Source organism: Streptomyces sp. NPDC054047, assembly GCF_055585065.1.
Genome location: NZ_JBVJKV010000013.1, coordinates 253,975 through 270,155, shown reverse-complemented (window position 1 = coordinate 270,155; position 16,181 = coordinate 253,975). Strand labels below are relative to the sequence as shown.

Genomic DNA, 16,181 nt, shown 5'->3' with positions numbered 1-16,181 from the left:
CAGTTGAGTTCCCGTACTCTGCCTCCACGTTCACGGCCGGGTCAACCACCAGATCTTGGATTTCCCGCGCCGGTACCGCGTATCAGCTACGTACCGTGGAGGGGGCGGGGCCGATGGCCGCCGACGACGCCGACCTGTTCCGGCCGGTCACACCGGTCCGCGCCTATCAGCGGGTGGCGGAGCAGATCGAGGAGCGCATCCTCAGCGGTGATCTGCCGCCCGGCTCCCGGCTGCCCGCCGAGCGCGAGCTGGTCAACCGCTTCGGCGTGGGCCGCTCCACGGTCCGCGAGGCGCTGCGCGTCCTGCAGTCGGCGGGCCTGATCCGCTCCCGGCCGGGCGACCCGCTGGGCGCCGAGGTGCTCGGCGTGTCGCCCGACAACCTCAGCCAGGCCCTGGGCCGCCTCACCCGCTCCAGCGTGGCCACCCTGGGCGAACTGGTGCAGTTCCGGATGGTGTTGGACGCCGAGAGCAACCGCCTCGCGGCCCGCCTGCACGGCGAGGACGACCTCGCCCGGATGCGCGAGCAGATCACCCGCATGGAATCCCTCAGCGGCGGCGGCCCGGCGTCGTCCCTGCACGCGTTCAGCGAGGCGGACGCGCTCTTCCACCGCGCGATCGCCGAGGCGAGCGGCAATTCTCTGCTCGGCCTGTGCGCACGCGCCGTGCACGAGGCCGTGGTCGAGGTCATCGAGAAGAAGATCGCTGGCGTCACGGACACCACGGCCTGGATGAAGCGCTCCATAGCCCACCACCGCGAGGTCCTGGCGGCGATCACCGCGGGCGACGGGCCGCTGGCCGCGCGCCTGGGGCGCACGGCGCTGCACGAGTACTACGCGGAGCATGTGGAGCCCGAGACGCGGGAGTTGCTCGCGGCGTCCGTCGAGGACCACTGACGGCGTCTCGGCTCAGCCCCGCGACCCCGAGCCCAGCCCCCGAACCCCGCCTCAGCCCCTGAATCCCGGCGAGAGCCCGAGCCGCCCCTCCAGCTGGCTGAGCAACTCACCCAGCAGACCGCTGAGTTGCCCCTGACCGTCCGCGTCGAGCCCCGCGAGGACCACGGTCTCGTAGGCCAGCTGGTCGGGCAGGAGCGAGTCGACCAGATCGCGACCCGTGCCGGTCAGGCTCACGTGCGAGACGCGGCGGTCCCGGGTGTCGGCGCGCCGGTCGACCAGGTCGCGCTCCTGGAGCTGCTTGAGGCGCTTGGTGACGGCGGCCCCCGAGGAGAAGGTCTCGCGCGCCAGTTCGCTGGGGGTCAGTTCGTGACCGGTGCGGCGCAGGGCACCCAAAAGGTCGAACTCCGGGCGGGTCAGGCCGACGCGGCGCAGCGGGGCGTCCTCGGCCTGTTGCAGGAGGGCCGCGCAGCGGTTGATGCGGCCGATGACCTCCATCGGGCCGGTGTCGATGTCCGGCCGCACCGCCTGCCACTGCCGCACGACGGCGGCGACGGTGTCGCGGGGCACGCCCTGAGCACTGCCCGGCGCACCCGCCGCGCCGGTGGCGGCACCATCCCCGGCACCACCCCCGGCCGTACGCGTGGCACCACTCGCGGCGCCGCCCACGGCGCCGTCTCCCGCACGGTCCACGGCGTCCGCCGCCGTGTCCCGTTCGTTCCCGTTCCTCATGCGCCCCTGTCCTCGCCCTTCCGCGTCGCCCGGCCGGTCACACCCGTACGCGCTCACCGTGCCGCATGCCGCGTACCGTCGCCGCGAGCGTACGGTGTCCGGCCTGCTCGGCTGCCATCACCCGCTGCTCGGGCAGGGCACGCTGCCACCATTCGCCCGCCGCCGCGTCATGGGCGGTGCGCAGCTCGACGAGGGCGGCGGTCAGGCCGCGACGCGCCGGGCGCAGGGCGGCTGGGGTGACGAGCGGGGCCGCCAGGGCCTGTTCGGCGTGTGCGCGGGCGCGGTCGGTGGCGTCGATGGCCAGTTCGATGTGGTCGGCGGCGCGACGGTTGGTGACGGCGATCGCCGCGACGATGCCGAGCAGGGCCCCCACGAACGTGTCCACGACCCGGTCGATGATCAGCGCTCCGGGCTGCTGGAACCGCGCGAACTCGGTGACCAGGAGCGCCATCGGCGTGACGCACACGCTGCCCATCCAGTAGTTGCGGCCGATCAGTGCCTCCGCCCCGAAGGCGAGCGCCAGGCAGCAGACGATCAGTGCGGCCTGGCTGAGGTGGGCCAGCGGGACGATCGCGGCGAAGGCGAGCACGCCGACGAGGTTGCCGACCACGCGCTGCACACCCCTGTTCCAGGTGAGCGTGACGTTGGCCTGGTAGAGCGAGGCCGCCGTGACCAGGGCCCAGTAGGGGCGGCCGACGCCGAGTGCCAGCGAGGCGTAGCCCGCGAGCGCGCAGCCGAGGGCCGTGCGCAGCGCGATGGGCAGCAGCGGTGACCCGGGGCCGAGGCGCCGCCACAGGGGGGCCTTCGCGGAGCGGGATGCCAACTCGGCTTCCACGCCGAGCAGTTCGTCGCCCGCTTCGGGTCGTACGTCGCCGGGGCGGGGAACCGCGCCGGTGCCCCGCAGGCCTGCCGCCCAGGTGCGCAGTTGGGCGGGGTCGGCATCCGAGGGCGCCGCCAGGGCCTCCTCCGCGCGGATCACCAGGCGCTCCAGGGCGCGGCGCGCCGCCGTGCGGGCGCCGGTGGCGAGCAGGGACTGCCAGGCGGCGTGGACGGCCGCGGCCGCCGCGGTCCTGGCGCGCTCGCGGCCGGGGCCCGCGGCCTCGGCGTACGCCGCCGCCGCGTTCAGGGCCCGCGCGGTGGCCCGGCGCTCGGGGCCGTGCGGGCGCACCAGGGCGGGGGCCATGCCGACCAGCCAGGCGATGGCGCCCGCGCCGAGCGTCAGGGCGAGGTGGCCGGGGACCTGCCCGATGGCCTGCGGCGCGAACAGCGTGGCGGAGCTGATGAACGTGAAGATGAGGTGGCCGGGCGGGCCGATGCGGGTCGCGTCGCAGAGCGTCTTCTGCGCGGCGGCGAGCAGCGCCCCGACGGCCACGAGCACCGCCGCCGATGTGGTGAGCGAGGCGGCGACCATGGCGATGCCGACGCCGGCCAGCATGCCGACGACGACTCCGGCCAGGGCGCGGGCGCGCGCGGCGTAGGGGAGGTTGTGGGTGTAGAGGGCGCAGAACGAACCGGCCATCGTGTACATGACGAGGTCGAGGCGGCCGAGCGCGAGGAGCGTCAGATTCGGTATCGCGGAGGCGACGACCACGCTCGACGCGGGCTTGAACCAGATGTCGGACGGCTTGCCCGGACGCAGCACACCGGCGAGCGGGAGTCGGCGGACACGGGAGGGGCCGGACGGGCGGGGCGAGGGGGGTGGTGCACTGCTCATACCAAGAAGCTTAGCAAGTGTTTTACTCGAAAACGATTTACTCGTCCGCTCCCTCCGCGCTCCCCGCGTACACCCGTGCGCTCGCATACGACGTCCTGTGCGAGGGCATCGACCCGACGACACCGTCGATCGGGGAGGTGTGCGGTGCACGGACCGGCGCAGGCCGGCTGGCTGCTCGTCGCGCTGTGCGCGGCGACCGGGTCCTACTGTCTGCTGCGGATGCGCAGCAGGATCGAGGAACAGCGCAGGGCGGCCGGCGGCGAGGCGCTCATGGGGTTCGGGATGGCGTTGATGGCCCTGCCCGCGGCCGTGCTCACCCCGCCGCGGTGGGCCTGGCTGGCGTACGCGGCCGTGTTCGGCGCGGCGGCGCTGCGCGCGCTCTGGGCGGCCGGACGCAGCCGCCACCACCTGCATCATCTGGTCGGCGCCTGCGCCATGGTCTACATGGCGGTGGCCATGGCCGCGGCCCCCACCGCGCACGCGGGCCACGGCGGCGGGGGCGCGCCGGCGCTCACCGGGGCCCTGCTGCTGTACTTCGCCGCCTACGTGCTCTGGTCGGGGGTGCGCCTGCTGCCCGTGCCGACGCTCGCGACGGCGGCGGAGGGCGGAGCCGGTGGCGGCGGGCCGATCACGGGGTGGGCCGACCGCACGGAACTGGCGATGGTGTGCCGCCTCTCCATGGGGATCGCCATGATCGCGATGCTCCTGACGCTGTAGAGCGCCCCAGGGCGAGCACGGGCGGAAGAACTCGGGGCCAGGAGTGCCAAGGCCGCCGAGCCCGCGAGGCCGTAAGGGGTGATATCCCGCGATCGGCCGTGTCGTGCGTCACTTGCGGCGATAGTCCATACCCTCCGGGAGCGCCACCCTCATAGTCTTGACACATGTTGCTCCCCGTTGCGCTGTTGCTGCTGGGCGCCCTCACCGCCGTCGTCGCCCCGCGCCTCCTGGCGCGCGCCGACTGGCCGGAGCGCGAACCGGTGGTCGCGCTGTGGGCGTGGCAGTGCGTCGTGGCGGGTGTGCTCATGTGCTGCGCCCTGTCGATGACCCTGAGCGCCGCAGCCGCGTGGCAGGCCGTGCGCGGCCATGTCTTCGCCCCCGCGCCGCACGACGTGGTCGAGGCGTACGCCCTCGGGGCGGGCGGCTCCTGGGCGCCCGCGACCGCCGTGGCGCTGGCCCTGGGCGGCGTGTGGACCGCCGCGATGCTGACCCGGGAGATCGTCCGGGCGCGGGCCAGGCGCCGCAAGCGGCGCATCGAACTCCTGCTGCGCGCGCCGCTGTTGCCCGGCGAGGAGCCCGGCGCCGACCGCCTCGTCGTCCTGGAGGGCGAGCGCCCCGACGCCTGGTGGCTGCCGGGCACGGCGCCCCAACTGGTCATCACCACCGCCGCGTTGCGCCGATTGAAGGGCCGCCAGCTCGACGCCGTGCTCGCCCACGAGCAGGGGCACGCACAGGCGCGGCACGACTGGCTCCTGCACTGCTCGGGCGCGCTGGCCACCGGCTTCCCGCAGGTTCCGGTCTTCGCCGCGTTCCGGGGCGAGATGCACCGCCTGGTCGAGCTGGCCGCCGACGACGTGGCATCGCGGCGCTTCGGGCGCCTGACGATCGCCCTCGCGCTGATCGAGCTCAACGAGGACCGCGGTGTGTTCGGCCCCTGCCCGACCCCGCAGGCGCACGTGCCGCAGCGGGTGCACCGGCTGCTGTCCGCACGGCCGCGGCTCACCGCGGCACGGCGGCTGCGGCTGACCGCCGCCGCGGCGCTGGTGCCGGTGGTCCCGCTCCTGGTCACGTTCGTGCCGGGGCTGCGCGCACTGGGATAGTGGCCCGCCGCCGTCGACGGAGGCCGCCGGGACTCACCCCACGGGAGCACGCCCCGGGATGGCCCCCGGCACCGCCCGTCAGCGAGGATCTCCCCATGCACCCCGCCGCACCGCTCGACTCGCCGCCCCGTCCGCCCCGCCCGCACAAGTCCCGCGCGGCGCTCACCGCCGCGCTCCTGGGCGTCCTCTCGGTCCTGCTGATCCTCCTGGTCGAGCTGGAGTGGCGCCCGCTGCGCACCCTCGACGGCGACATCGCGCGCGCCACGCACCGCTGGGCCGTCGCGCACGACGGCCTCACCCAGGCCAGCCGCATCCTGACCGACTGGGTGTGGGACCCGTGGACGATGCGCGCGCTGTGCGCCGCGACGGTGGTCTGGCTCGCCTTCCGCGGGGCGCGGTGGCTTGCGCTGTGGGTCGCGGCCGCCTCCCTGGTGGGCACGGCGGTGCAGCAAGGGCTCAAGGCGGCAGTCGACAAGCCGCGCCCGACATGGCCGGACCCGGTGGACTCCGCGCACTTCGCGGCCTTCCCCTCGGGCCACGCCATGACGGCTACGGTGTTCTGCGGGCTGCTCCTGTGGCTGCTGCGCCTCTACGGCGCCGGGCCCGCCGCGTGGCGCACGGCGGTGACGATCGCCGTGGTCTCCGTGGTCGGGGTCGGCGTGACCCGCGTCTGGAACGGCGTGCACTGGCCGACGGACGTGGTCGGCGGCTGGCTCCTCGGCGCGCTGATGGTGACGCTCGCGATCGCGACGTACGCCTACCGGCCGGGCGCCCGCGCGGCCGACACCGCGTAACACGCCCGCGGCCGAACGCACTTGACCGTCCGTCGGCCGGTCCCGGACGATCCCCGCCATGACGGTCAAGGGCGCGCTCTTCGACTTCTCCGGTCCTCGGCCTCGTCGACCGGACCTGAGCGTCAGGCGTCAGGCACCAGGGGGCGGGCCGGGTCAGGACCGGTAGCCCTCGACCTCGGCGGCCGGGCGCACCCGCGCCTCGTCGGGGTTCTCGCCGAACTCCGCCTTCGCGCGCCGCTGGCGCAGCAGGTCCCAGCACCGGTCCAGTTCCCGTTCGAGCACGCCGAGCCTCGCGCGCTCCGTCGCCTCGTCGATCGCTCCCGACGCCAGGGAGTCCCGCAGCGTCCGCTCGTCGTCGACCATCGACGCGATCCGGGACAGAATCTGCTCTTGATCCATCTCAGTACGCCTCCTCGGCCCCCCGGCCCACTGTAAGGAGGGTTCGGCCGATCGGCACCTGTGAGCAGGCAACACTCCCCCGCGGTGTTGCCTGCCCCAGGCCACACCGGACCAGGAACGGCCCACTGGGGGCCTTGGTCCGAGACGTCCCGAGTATACTGGCTCGGAGCCAGTCAACGCAGGAGTTACAGGATGTCCCCGCGTAGCGCATCGGTCAATGAAGAGTTGCGAAGACGTTCCAGGGAACGGCTCCTGCAGGCCACGGTCGAGCTGGTGAGCGAGCGGGGCTACGAGGCGACGACACTCGGCGACATCGCCGACCGCGCGGGCTCGGCCCGCGGCCTGGTGTCGTACTACTTCCCCGGCAAGCGCCAGCTCCTGCAGTCGGCGGTGCACCGTCTGATGCACCGCACGCTGGAGGCCGCGCTCGACCGCGAGCCGCGGGCCACGGACGGGGACGAGCTCCTGGCGCGTGCCATCGACGCGATCCTGGGCCTGGCCCGGGACCAGCCCGTGCTCATGCGCACCCACATGGCCGGAATCCTCCAGGCGGACGGGTTCGTGCGCTGCCCCGAGCAGCAGCACCTGGCCGAACTGCTCCGCGACACCGTCGTACGCCATGGGTCGCCCGACGTGGACACCGACTATCCACTGCTGCGGGCGCTGCTGATGGGCGCGGTCTTCGCTGTGCTGCTTCCTGGGGCGCCGATGCCGGCGGGCGCCCTGCGGGCCGAGCTGTTCCAGCGGTACGGGCTCGCGTGGGAGCTCGGGGTCCCGCCGGGGGACGAGCCGCCCGGCGGGACACATGCGCGAGTCGCCGGGCGGGCCGCGCAGGAGACGCGGCCCGCCCGGCGGTCCACACGGTCGGAGCGGTCCGGTCAGTCGAAGTAGTCAGGCTGGGTCTGGACGTTGAGCTCACGGACACGCACCCGCTCGGCGGGATCCGTCCGCTTGTCGTCGATCTTCAGGACGTCGAAGCCCTTGGCGATGTCGTTCGAGTAGACGTAACCGTTGTAGTAGTACGCCGACCAGGAGCCACCGGTCTGGATCGTGTCCGTGGAGAGGGGACCGCGCTCGAAGTAGCCGATCTCCTTCGGCTTCGAGGAGTCGGTGAAGTCCCAGACGGAGACGCCGCCCTGGTACCACGCCTGGACCATCAGGTCCTTGCCCTTGACCGGGATCAGCGAGCCGTTGTGGGCCACGCAGTTCTCGGTCGCGGCCTGGTGGCGCGGAATCTTGTAGTAGCTCTTGAAGACGAGCTTGCGGTGATCGCCCTTGCCGACGACGTCGTAGATGCCGTTGGCACCGCGCTCCGGGCCCGTGGCCTCGTCGCAGGTGGCGCCGCCACCGCCGCCCAACTCATCAGTGAAGACGATCTTGTTGGCCTTCTGGTTGAAGGTCGCCGAGTGCCAGAACGCGAAGTTCTTGTTGTCCTGGACCTGGTCGATGACCTTCGGCTTCTCCGGGTCCTTGATGGAGAACAGGATGCCGTCGCCCATGCAGGCGCCCGCCGCGAGGTCCTTGGAGGGCAGCACGGTGATGTCGTGGCAGCCGGTGGTCTTGGAGACGCCGGGGTTGGTGGGCCCGCCCGGGTTGCCGCCGCCGTCGGGGCCCTCACCCGGGAACAGCACGGGGAAGTTGACGACCGCCGCCTTCTGCGGGGCCTTGCGCGGCACCTTGATGACGGAGATGCCGTCGTGCGGAGGCCGGCAGTCCGGGAACGTCGCGCTCGGGGAGTACGAGGAGACGTACACGTAGACGTTCCGCTTCTCCGGCACCAGGGTGTGCGTGTGCGAGCCGCAGGCGGTCTCGACGGCGGAGACGTACTTCGGGTTCGACTTGTCGCTGATGTCGAAGACCTTCATGCCCTCCCACGAGGACTTCTCGGTCGCGGGCTGCGAGGTGCTGTTGCAGGAGTTGTCGCTGCGCGAGGAGTCGGTGGAGAGGAAGAGCAGGTTCCCGGAGACCGAGATGTCGTTCTGCGAGCCGGGGCACAGGACCTGGGACACGGTCCGCGGCTTCTTCGGGTTGCTGATGTCGTAGATGCGGAAGCCGTCGTAGTTGCCCGCGAAGGCGTACTTGCCCTGGAAGGCGAGGTCGGTGTTGAAGCCCGGCAGCGCGTCCTTGGGGATGTTGGCCAGGTGCTTGATGTTCTTCGAGTGCACGATCTCGTCGGGCGCGGGTATCTCGCCGCTCTTGACGGCCGCCTTCGCGTCGGCGGCGTCACTCTTCGACACACTCTTGGGCGCGGCCGGCGAGTCGCCCGGGTCGGGCGTCGCTCCGGCGGGCGCCGCACTGAACAGCGCGGCTATCAGACCGAGCGCGGCCGCGCCGACGCCGAAGCGTCTGCGCCGTGTTCGGGGGTTGTTCAACAGGGTCACTGCGTCCTCCCTAGTCGCCGTTCGTAGTTGAACGGTTCACGGACACCCCGCAGTATCGTGCTCATCATGCTCAGATCAACAGATGGCAACGCACCTGTAATGAAAGTTTTTGATCTCCAGCGCACTTAAGCGTGCTAGGACGGTCCTCAACTCCCCCGCGCGCCACAGGAGGCAGCCGTGCACCACCGTCGTACGCCCGCCGTCGCCGTGTTCCTCACGGCCGCCGTTCTGGCGCTCGGCGCCTGCGATTCCGGAGGCTCCGACGCCGGTTCGGAGCCGGGCAAGAAGGCCGCGCCAGGCCCCTCGGTGATCGCTCCCGGCAAACCGGGCGAGACGGCCGCGACCATGTCCGCCGAGGACGCGGCCAAGAAGAGAACCGACGACGACTCCCCCAACTCGGCGGACTTCACCTACACCCAGATGATGATCACGCACCACGGCCAGGCCCTGACGATGACCGAACTCGCCCCCAAGCGCGCCGAGTCCACGAAGGTCAAACGCCTGGCCGACCGCATCGCGGCCGCGCAGCGCCCGGAGATCGGCGCCATGAAGGGCTGGCTGAAGAAGCACGGCGGCGCGAAGAAGCAGCAGGGTCACGACCACGGGACGATGCCGGGCATGGCCACGGAGGGCCAGCTGAAGCAGTTGCGCGCCGCGAAGGGCAAGACGTTCGACGAGCTCTTCCTGAAGCTGATGATCACTCACCACAACGGCGCGGTGACGATGGCCACCGATGCGCTCTCCGACGGCAACAACATCCAGGTCGAGGAGATGGCCAACGACGTGATCGCGCAGCAGACGGCGGAGATCAGCCGGATGCGCAAGATGTAGGGCGCCGGGTGCGTGGCTTCGAATGCGGGACTTCGAATGCAGGACTTCGAATGCAGGGCTTCGGATGCGGGGCTTCGGACGCGGGGCTTCGGGTGCCGGGCGTCAGGTGTGGCTCGGCGCGGCGGCGTCCCGCTCGTCGTGCGGCGCGTGGTCGCGGCGCGGCAGCAGCAGCGGGGTGGCCAGGATGAGGATTCCGGCGATCCCGACCGCGGTGCGCGGGCCGGTGACGCCGGCCAGCAGGCCCCACAGGCCGGTCAGGGCCGCGATGCTGAGCTTGCTGGTGACCGACCACGCGGACAGGGTGCGCGCGACGCGGTCCGCCGGTGTGTGGTCGAGCCGGTAGGTGGCGAACACCGGGTTGAACACGCCCGAGCAGGTGATCAGGCCGAACTCGACGACGATGACGAGCACGAGCCCGGCGACGCCGGGGCCGATGAAGGCGAGGCCCAGCAGCCAGCACGCCCGCAGCGTCCCGGCGGTGCGCAGCACCCGGTGCCGTCCGAACCGCTCGACGAGCGGCCGGGCGAGCCGCGAGCCGATCAGGCCGCCGACGCAGGGCGCGGCGAAGGCCAGGCCGTACTGCCAGGGCGCGAAGCCGAGCTCGCCGACCATCAGGACGACGAGCAGCGGCGACGTGGCCATGATCAGGCCGTTGTTCAGGACCGTGTTGAAGAACAGCGGGCGCAGCGCCAGGCCCGCCAAGATGTAGCGCCACCCGTCGAGCAGATCGCCCGCCCGGAACCGGGGCGGCGGGTCGGTGCGCACGGGGTGCGGCTCCTTGCCGCCGATCGCGCGGACCCCCAGGGCCGAGAGCAGATAGCTGACCGCGTCGGCCACCACGGTCACCACCGGGCCGAAGAGCCCGATCGCGGCCCCGCCCAACGGCGGCCCGAGCACCAGGGCGGTCCAACTCGTGGACTCCAGGCGGCCGTTCGCGACGAGCAGGTCCTCCGGCCGTACGAGCGCCTTGAGGCACGCCCCACTGGCCGCGGTGAAGGCGATGTCGGCCGCGCCGACGACGACCGCCACGGCCAGGAGCTGGCCGAACCCGAGCAGGCCCAGGGCGTACGCGGCCGGGATGCTGAGCAGCGCCGCGCAGCGGACGAGGTCCATCGCGATCATCACCGCCCGCTTGCGGCGGAACTCCACCCACGGGCCCAGCGGCACCGCCACCACCGCGCCCACCGCGAAGCCCGCCGCCGCGAGGAGAGACACCTGCGTCGGGCCGGCGTCCAGGGCGAGGATCGCGATCAAGGGGAACGCGTCGAAGGCGAGCCGCGTGCCGAACGCGCTGACCGTGTAGGCGGCCCACAGCCATCCGAACGGTCGCCCGAGGGACCTCCTGGCTCCCATGCCGGTGCCACCCCTCCGCCATCGCGCTCGAACAACCCCACCCTGACCTGCGGCATCCAAACCGGCGACGGGTCCGCAGGTCAAACAACCGTGTCGCGCGGGCGGCCACAACCATCGGTTGTGCACCGGGCGGAGCTCCTAGGATGGCCGGCGTGGATCTTCATGCCGTGCGCACCTTCGTCGCCGTCGCGGACGCCGGTCAGTTCCAGGTGGCCGCGACCGCGCTCGCGATCACCCAGCAGGCCGTCTCCAAGCGGGTCGCCGCGCTGGAGAAGGACCTGGGGGTGCGGCTGTTCACCCGTACCGCGCGTGGGGCCCGGCTCACCGTCGACGGGCAGGCGTTCCTGCCCCACGCCCGTGAACTCCTGCGCGCGCAGGAGCGGGCTGCCGCCTCGGTGCGGCCCGGCCGCCGGGCGCTGCGTGTCGACGTGATCGGGCGGCGTCTCGCGCCCGCGGGGCTGCTGACCGGCTTCCGCCGGGCGCGTCCCGACATCGAGCTCGACGTCGTGACGCTCTTCGACGCCGACGCGGCCGTCGGTGCCATCCGGTCGGGCACCGTCGACGCGTCCTTCCGCGCCCTCGTCCAGCCTGCGCGGCAGCTGCCCGACGGCATCGAAGCGGCCCGCGTGTACGACGAGCCCGTCCAGCTCCTGACCGGGCCGAAGCACCCGTTCGCCGCCGCCCGCGCGGTGACGCCAGCACAGCTCGCGGGCCACCGGATCTGGATGCCCGGCATCGTCGCCGGGACGGAGTGGGCCGCCTACTACGAGGCGCTCGCCACCACGTTCGGGATCACCATCGAGGCGACCGGGCCCGACTTCGGCACCGAGCCGCTCCTGGACACGATCGCCGGCTCCGCGGTCCTCGCGACGTTCGTCGGCGAGCAGACCCGCCTGGTCTGGCCGGCCGACGACGATCTGCGGCGCGTCGCGGTGCACGACCCGACGCCGGTCTACCCGCACTCGCTGATCTGGCGCGGCGACAACCCGCACCCCGCGCTCACCGCCCTGCGCGACCACCTCGCCGCCCTGCGTCCCGGCCCCCGCGAAGCCGGTACGTGGACACCGCGAGGGGCGCGGTGATCAGCGCACCGGGCGCGCGCTAGCGGCGGTTGTGCCGCGGGGGCAGGGTCCCCGCGTCCCGTGCGGCGGCGATGAGCCTGAGGGACCTGCGGCGGCTGCGGCCGGTCGCCTGCATCACGGCGAGCACCGGATCGCGCCCCTCGGCCTGCGCCGTGCGGTACTCCCGCGCCACCATCAGCCGCCCCTCGCGCCCGCGCGGCCACGCCGGCCGGGCGCGGTGCACGGCGGGCGGCTCCTGCGGGTGCGCGTACGCCACCGGGTGGGCGTACGCCATGTCGTCGGGCGAGGCGGGGACGTCGTCGGCCGGATGGGGCGGCCGGGCGTGCAGCCCCTCCAGGGTGATCCGCCCTTCCGACACCACGGCCCGCGCGTCGATGGCGGCTCCGTCACCGAAGGTCAGCCGTACATGGAACGAGGGTGAGAACGAGGGCGATCCATCAGCATTCGGTCGATAGTGATCAGAAACGCCAAGAAAGGGGCTCTCAAGCACAATCAAAAGGTAGCCGTGCGATCGCATTAGGTCACGAACGGCACGCAGACCCGCGCGGCGACCGGCCCCGGAGCGGGGTGCCCGGATCAACGCGCCCCTCACCGCATCTCCCCCTGGAGGCACCGGGGTGCGATGCTGAAGCCATCCCCCGAGGCCGCCTCGCGGAAGGAGCGCCGCCGTGCTGCAGGTCGCCGTCGTCGGATCGGGCCCGAGCGGGGTCTACACCGCGCAGTCCCTCGTCCAGCAGGACCGCGTGCCGGGGGTGCGCGTCGACATCATCGACCGGCTGCCCTGCCCCTACGGCCTCGTCCGTTACGGAGTCGCACCCGACCACGAGAAGATCAAGTCCCTCCAGAACAACCTGCGCGCGGTCCTCGAACACGACCAGGTCCGCTTCCTGGGCGGCATCGAGATCGGCCCCGGCGGCTTCCCCACCGCGCGGCTGCTCGACCTCTACCACGCGGTGGTCTACTGCGTGGGCGCGGCGGCCGACCGCAGGCTGGGCGTGCCGGGCGAGGACCTGCCGGGGAGCCACTCGGCCACGGAGTTCGTGTCCTGGTACAGCGCGCACCCGGACGCCACGGCCGACGGATTCATCGGGGGCGTGGAGTCCGCCGTGGTCATCGGCGTCGGGAACGTCGCGGTGGACGTCGCCCGGATGCTGGCGCGCGGGGTGGCCGAGCTGCGGCCCACCGACATGCCGCAGGCCGCGCTCGGCGTCCTTGCCCAGAGCCGGGTGCGCGAGGTCCACATGGTGGGGCGGCGCGGCCCGTCGCAGGCGCGCTTCACCACCAAGGAACTGCGCGAGCTCGGTTCGCTCCCGGACACCGAAGTGATCGTGAATCCCGCGGAGTTGGCGCTCGATCCCGCGTACGCCGACCCCTCCGGCCTGCCCGCGGCGGGCCGCCGCAACGTCGAGGTGATGCGCGGCTGGGCCGAGCGCCCGGCGCGGCACCTGCCGCGCAGCATCCGGCTCCGTTTCTTCCTGCGCCCGGTGGCCGTGACGGAGGCGGCGGGGCGGGTGGGCGGGGTGCGGTTCGAGCGGACGCTGCCGGACGGGCGGGGCGGGGTGACCGGTTCGGGGCGGTACGAGGACATCACGGGGCAGCTGGTCCTGCGTTCGGTGGGCTACCGCGGGGTGCCCATCGACGGGCTGCCGTTCGACGCCGGGCTCGGCACGGTGCCCCATGCGGCGGGGCGGGTGCTGCGGGCGGGCGCCGCCTCGCCCGGCGAGTACGTGGCGGGCTGGATCAAGCGGGGCCCGACGGGTGTCATCGGGACCAACCGCCCGTGCGCCAAGGAGACGGTGCTCTCCCTGCTGGAGGACGCCCCCGCCCTCGTACGCAGAGGTGTGCCCGAGGACTCCCTGCCCGCGCTTCTCGACGCGGGGCTGCACCCCGTCGAGTGGCAGGGCTGGCTGGGGATCGAGCGGGCGGAGGCGGAGCTGGGGCGGTCGCTGGGACGTGGGCCGGTGAAGATCCCCGACTGGTCGGGGCTGCGGGCCGCCGCGCTTGACGTGAGCGGTGATTGATCCGCGGACCGGTGGGGGCTGATCGCGCCGTTCCCCGCGCCCCTTAACCCGCGCCCCTTAAGGGGCGCCCGTCCGCTTCACTTGCGCTGTTGCCGCCGCCAGGACGCTGTCGAGGAGCCCGGGAAAGAGCTCGTCCAGGTCCTCGCGGCGCAAGCCGTTCAGCTTGGCCGTGCCGCGGTAGATCTGCTGGATCACGCCGCTCTCGCGCAGCACCCGGAAGTGGTGAGTGCTCGTGGACTTCGTCACGGGCAGGTCGATCTGCGAACAGGAGAGACCCTCTAGCCCGGGCCGACACCCGGCCAGCTGCCGCACCACCCGCAGGCGCATCGGGTCCGACAGCGCGTGGAGCACGCCCTCCAACCGGATCTCCTCGCGCGCCGGATGGTCGAGCGCACGGGTGCTGATCGGTGCGGCGGTCGTCATGACGGCTCCACTTCGTCCGGGCTTCACGTCTTCTAGAAGGCTCGAAGGCCTCCATAGTACGAGAGTCATCGTAGTTTGACATCTGGCGTACTACGAGGGCTACCGTACGAGCCGTACCGAAGTCCGTGACGAGTCCGTGACGAGTGGAGTCCTCCGTGAGCGCCCTGTTCGAGCCCTACACCCTGCGATCGCTGACCATCCCCAACCGTGTGTGGATGGCGCCGATGTGCCAGTACTCCGCCGAGGTGTTCGGTCCGAACGCGGGTGTGGTCAACGACTGGCACTTCGCCCACTACGGGGCGCGCGCCGCCGGCGGCACCGGCCTGATCCTCGTCGAGGCGACGGCCGTCAGCCCCGAGGGCCGCATCAGCCCCGCGGACCTCGGGATATGGAACGACACGCAGGTCGAGGCGCTGCGCCGCATCACCGGCTTCCTGAAGACCCAGGGCGCCACCCCGGGCATCCAGATCGCCCACGCGGGCCGCAAGGCGTCCACCGACCGCCCCTGGAAGGGCGGCGGACCCCTGGGCCAGGACGAGCACGGCTGGCAGCCCCTCGCCCCCAGCGCGCTCCCCTTCGACGAGGGCCACCTCCTTCCGCACGAGCTCACCACGGACGAGATCCACGCCGTCGTCGGCCAGTTCGCCGCCGCGGCCCGGCGCGCCCTGGACGCCGGCTTCCAGGTGGTCGAGATCCACGGCGCCCACGGCTACCTCATCGGCGAGTTCCTCTCGCCGTTCTCCAACCACCGCACGGACGAGTACGGCGGCTCCTTCGCGAACCGCTCGCGGCTCGCCCTCGAAGTCGTCGACGCCGTCCGCGCCGTCTGGCCCGAGGACCTGCCCCTCTTCTTCCGCATCTCCGCGACCGACTGGCTCACGGAGAACCCCGAGGACGAGCGCGAGGGCTGGACCGCCGACGACACGGTCCGCCTGGCCAAGGAGCTGCACGCCCACGGAGTGGACCTCCTGGACGTCTCCAGCGGCGGCAACGCCCCGAAGGCACGCATCAAGACGGGCCCCGGCTACCAAGTCCCCTTCGCCGCCCGGGTGAAGGCCGAGACCTCGCTCCCCGTGGCCGCCGTCGGCATGATCACGGACCCCGAGCAGGCGGAGAAGATCCTCGCCAACGGCGAGGCGGACGCCGTGCTCCTGGGCCGCGAGCTCCTGCGCAACCCCTCCTGGGCCCGCCACGCCGCGAACGAGCTGGGCGGAGAGGTCGCCACTCCCCAGCAGTACCACCGCATGGTGTGAGCCCCGCTCCGCGCCACTTCGGCCTGGTCGGCGCACCCTCAACCAGCTTTCCTCCAGGGGACGTTCGGGGCGGCGCAGCCTTGGCCAAGGGTGGGGCCCTGGGGTCATCCCTAGGTGACACCCCGAAGCGAGGGGCCGACCAGGGTTCGTACCGTGGCGTTGTCGCGATGTGTCACGGTTCGGGGCCCGTACCGGCCCTCGGGAGGGCGTTGTGCGCTACGTCATCGAGGTGTTCCGCTCGCCTGGGGGCGTGCACGGGAACGTGGTGGATGAGGACATCGAGAAGGAGGGCTCAGGTCGCTGCACGCCGTTCCACGGCTGGCTCGAACTGCTCTCGTTGCTCGAACCGCCCCCGGACGCCGCGTCCGGCGAGACCGGAGGGCCGGCCTCCGCGACGGATGGCGACTCCTGTGACACCTGATCCCATGGGACGGCAAACAGCTCTCCGGGGACGGGGAATCTGCTTGTACCGAGACCGGTTTCGGCATCAT

The 16,181-nt window shown here is 72.5% G+C and carries 17 protein-coding genes; 10 read left to right on the top strand and 7 right to left on the bottom strand.

Going from position 1 to position 16,181, the window contains the following annotated elements; all coding sequences use genetic code 11:
- Positions 1-113 precede the first annotated feature (113 nt).
- A complete protein-coding gene (locus ACZ6ZP_RS36840) occupies positions 114-893 on the top strand; it encodes a FadR/GntR family transcriptional regulator (protein ID WP_469410166.1) in 780 nt (259 codons plus the stop codon).
- A 51-nt stretch (positions 894-944) separates the two neighbouring features.
- Here the strand turns inward: ACZ6ZP_RS36840 and ACZ6ZP_RS36835 are convergent, their stop codons facing one another.
- Positions 945-1,622 carry a MarR family winged helix-turn-helix transcriptional regulator gene (locus tag ACZ6ZP_RS36835; RefSeq protein ID WP_469410165.1) on the bottom strand — a complete coding sequence of 226 codons (678 nt, stop codon included), beginning with the start codon at positions 1,620-1,622 and terminating at the stop codon, positions 945-947.
- Positions 1,623-1,659: 37 nt separating this feature from the next.
- Entirely contained in the window at positions 1,660-3,336 is a 1,677-nt protein-coding gene (locus tag ACZ6ZP_RS36830) for an FUSC family protein (RefSeq protein WP_469410164.1), read from the bottom strand.
- A gap of 144 nt (positions 3,337-3,480) precedes the next feature.
- Between ACZ6ZP_RS36830 and ACZ6ZP_RS36825 the strand changes: the two genes are divergently transcribed.
- From ACZ6ZP_RS36825 to ACZ6ZP_RS36815, 3 genes are all read left to right on the top strand, one after another.
- Positions 3,481-4,053, top strand: a complete 573-nt coding sequence (locus ACZ6ZP_RS36825) for a DUF5134 domain-containing protein (RefSeq protein ID WP_469410163.1) — start codon at positions 3,481-3,483, stop codon at positions 4,051-4,053.
- A 164-nt stretch (positions 4,054-4,217) separates the two neighbouring features.
- A complete protein-coding gene (locus ACZ6ZP_RS36820) occupies positions 4,218-5,153 on the top strand; it encodes a M56 family metallopeptidase (protein ID WP_351171609.1) in 936 nt (311 codons plus the stop codon).
- Between the two features lie 95 nt (positions 5,154-5,248).
- Positions 5,249-5,947, top strand: coding sequence for a phosphatase PAP2 family protein (locus tag ACZ6ZP_RS36815; protein WP_361473110.1), 699 nt, complete (start codon positions 5,249-5,251; stop codon positions 5,945-5,947).
- 153 nt (positions 5,948-6,100) lie between these two features.
- On the opposite strand, the gene ACZ6ZP_RS36810 is transcribed toward ACZ6ZP_RS36815, so the two are convergent.
- A complete protein-coding gene (locus ACZ6ZP_RS36810) occupies positions 6,101-6,346 on the bottom strand; it encodes a DUF2630 family protein (protein ID WP_351171615.1) in 246 nt (81 codons plus the stop codon).
- A 192-nt stretch (positions 6,347-6,538) separates the two neighbouring features.
- Here ACZ6ZP_RS36810 and ACZ6ZP_RS36805 point away from each other — a divergent pair, with 192 nt between their 5' ends.
- A complete protein-coding gene (locus ACZ6ZP_RS36805) occupies positions 6,539-7,237 on the top strand; it encodes a TetR/AcrR family transcriptional regulator (protein WP_351171618.1) in 699 nt (232 codons plus the stop codon).
- On the opposite strand, the gene ACZ6ZP_RS36800 is transcribed toward ACZ6ZP_RS36805, so the two are convergent.
- Positions 7,225-8,727 carry an LVIVD repeat-containing protein gene (locus ACZ6ZP_RS36800; RefSeq protein ID WP_468618225.1) on the bottom strand — a complete coding sequence of 501 codons (1,503 nt, stop codon included), beginning with the start codon at positions 8,725-8,727 and terminating at the stop codon, positions 7,225-7,227. The genes ACZ6ZP_RS36805 and ACZ6ZP_RS36800 overlap by 13 nt on opposite strands.
- Before the next feature lie 177 nt (positions 8,728-8,904).
- On the opposite strand from ACZ6ZP_RS36800, the gene ACZ6ZP_RS36795 reads away from it, so the two are divergent.
- Entirely contained in the window at positions 8,905-9,558 is a 654-nt protein-coding gene (locus tag ACZ6ZP_RS36795; RefSeq protein WP_383825299.1) for a DUF305 domain-containing protein, read from the top strand.
- Positions 9,559-9,660: 102 nt separating this feature from the next.
- On the opposite strand, the gene ACZ6ZP_RS36790 is transcribed toward ACZ6ZP_RS36795, so the two are convergent.
- Positions 9,661-10,911, bottom strand: a complete 1,251-nt coding sequence (locus tag ACZ6ZP_RS36790) for an MFS transporter (RefSeq protein ID WP_469410162.1) — start codon at positions 10,909-10,911, stop codon at positions 9,661-9,663.
- A gap of 152 nt (positions 10,912-11,063) precedes the next feature.
- Here ACZ6ZP_RS36790 and ACZ6ZP_RS36785 point away from each other — a divergent pair, with 152 nt between their 5' ends.
- The gene (locus ACZ6ZP_RS36785) at positions 11,064-11,993 is read left to right on the top strand and encodes a LysR family transcriptional regulator (protein ID WP_366463478.1); all 930 of its coding nucleotides are present in this window, start codon (positions 11,064-11,066) and stop codon (positions 11,991-11,993) included.
- A 19-nt stretch (positions 11,994-12,012) separates the two neighbouring features.
- On the opposite strand, the gene ACZ6ZP_RS36780 is transcribed toward ACZ6ZP_RS36785, so the two are convergent.
- Entirely contained in the window at positions 12,013-12,486 is a 474-nt protein-coding gene (locus tag ACZ6ZP_RS36780; RefSeq protein WP_454429311.1) for a DUF6214 family protein, read from the bottom strand.
- A gap of 175 nt (positions 12,487-12,661) precedes the next feature.
- Between ACZ6ZP_RS36780 and ACZ6ZP_RS36775 the strand changes: the two genes are divergently transcribed.
- Complete coding sequence (locus tag ACZ6ZP_RS36775) at positions 12,662-14,014, top strand: FAD-dependent oxidoreductase (RefSeq protein ID WP_469410160.1); 1,353 nt, start codon at positions 12,662-12,664, stop codon at positions 14,012-14,014.
- A 57-nt stretch (positions 14,015-14,071) separates the two neighbouring features.
- On the opposite strand, the gene ACZ6ZP_RS36770 is transcribed toward ACZ6ZP_RS36775, so the two are convergent.
- Complete coding sequence (locus tag ACZ6ZP_RS36770) at positions 14,072-14,437, bottom strand: ArsR/SmtB family transcription factor (protein ID WP_351171638.1); 366 nt, start codon at positions 14,435-14,437, stop codon at positions 14,072-14,074.
- A 155-nt stretch (positions 14,438-14,592) separates the two neighbouring features.
- On the opposite strand from ACZ6ZP_RS36770, the gene ACZ6ZP_RS36765 reads away from it, so the two are divergent.
- Positions 14,593-15,690, top strand: a complete 1,098-nt coding sequence (locus ACZ6ZP_RS36765; protein ID WP_351171641.1) for an NADH:flavin oxidoreductase/NADH oxidase — start codon at positions 14,593-14,595, stop codon at positions 15,688-15,690.
- Between the two features lie 211 nt (positions 15,691-15,901).
- The gene (locus ACZ6ZP_RS36760) at positions 15,902-16,111 is read left to right on the top strand and encodes a hypothetical protein (RefSeq protein WP_469410156.1); all 210 of its coding nucleotides are present in this window, start codon (positions 15,902-15,904) and stop codon (positions 16,109-16,111) included.
- Positions 16,112-16,181: the final 70 nt, after the last annotated feature.

Bases quoted from the DNA above. Each gene is read 5' to 3' on its own strand.
- ACZ6ZP_RS36805 (WP_351171618.1), top strand. From the start codon at position 6,539: ATGTCCCCGCGTAGCGCATCGGTCAATGAAGAGTTGCGAAGACGTTCC.
- ACZ6ZP_RS36835 (WP_469410165.1), bottom strand. From the start codon at position 1,622: ATGAGGAACGGGAACGAACGGGACACGGCGGCGGACGCCGTGGACCGT.
- ACZ6ZP_RS36820 (WP_351171609.1), top strand. From the start codon at position 4,218: ATGTTGCTCCCCGTTGCGCTGTTGCTGCTGGGCGCCCTCACCGCCGTC.
- ACZ6ZP_RS36815 (WP_361473110.1), top strand. From the start codon at position 5,249: ATGCACCCCGCCGCACCGCTCGACTCGCCGCCCCGTCCGCCCCGCCCG.
- ACZ6ZP_RS36790 (WP_469410162.1), bottom strand. From the start codon at position 10,911: ATGGGAGCCAGGAGGTCCCTCGGGCGACCGTTCGGATGGCTGTGGGCC.
- ACZ6ZP_RS36830 (WP_469410164.1), bottom strand. From the start codon at position 3,336: ATGAGCAGTGCACCACCCCCCTCGCCCCGCCCGTCCGGCCCCTCCCGT.
- ACZ6ZP_RS36770 (WP_351171638.1), bottom strand. From the start codon at position 14,437: ATGACGACCGCCGCACCGATCAGCACCCGTGCGCTCGACCATCCGGCG.
- ACZ6ZP_RS36810 (WP_351171615.1), bottom strand. From the start codon at position 6,346: ATGGATCAAGAGCAGATTCTGTCCCGGATCGCGTCGATGGTCGACGAC.
- ACZ6ZP_RS36840 (WP_469410166.1), top strand. From the start codon at position 114: ATGGCCGCCGACGACGCCGACCTGTTCCGGCCGGTCACACCGGTCCGC.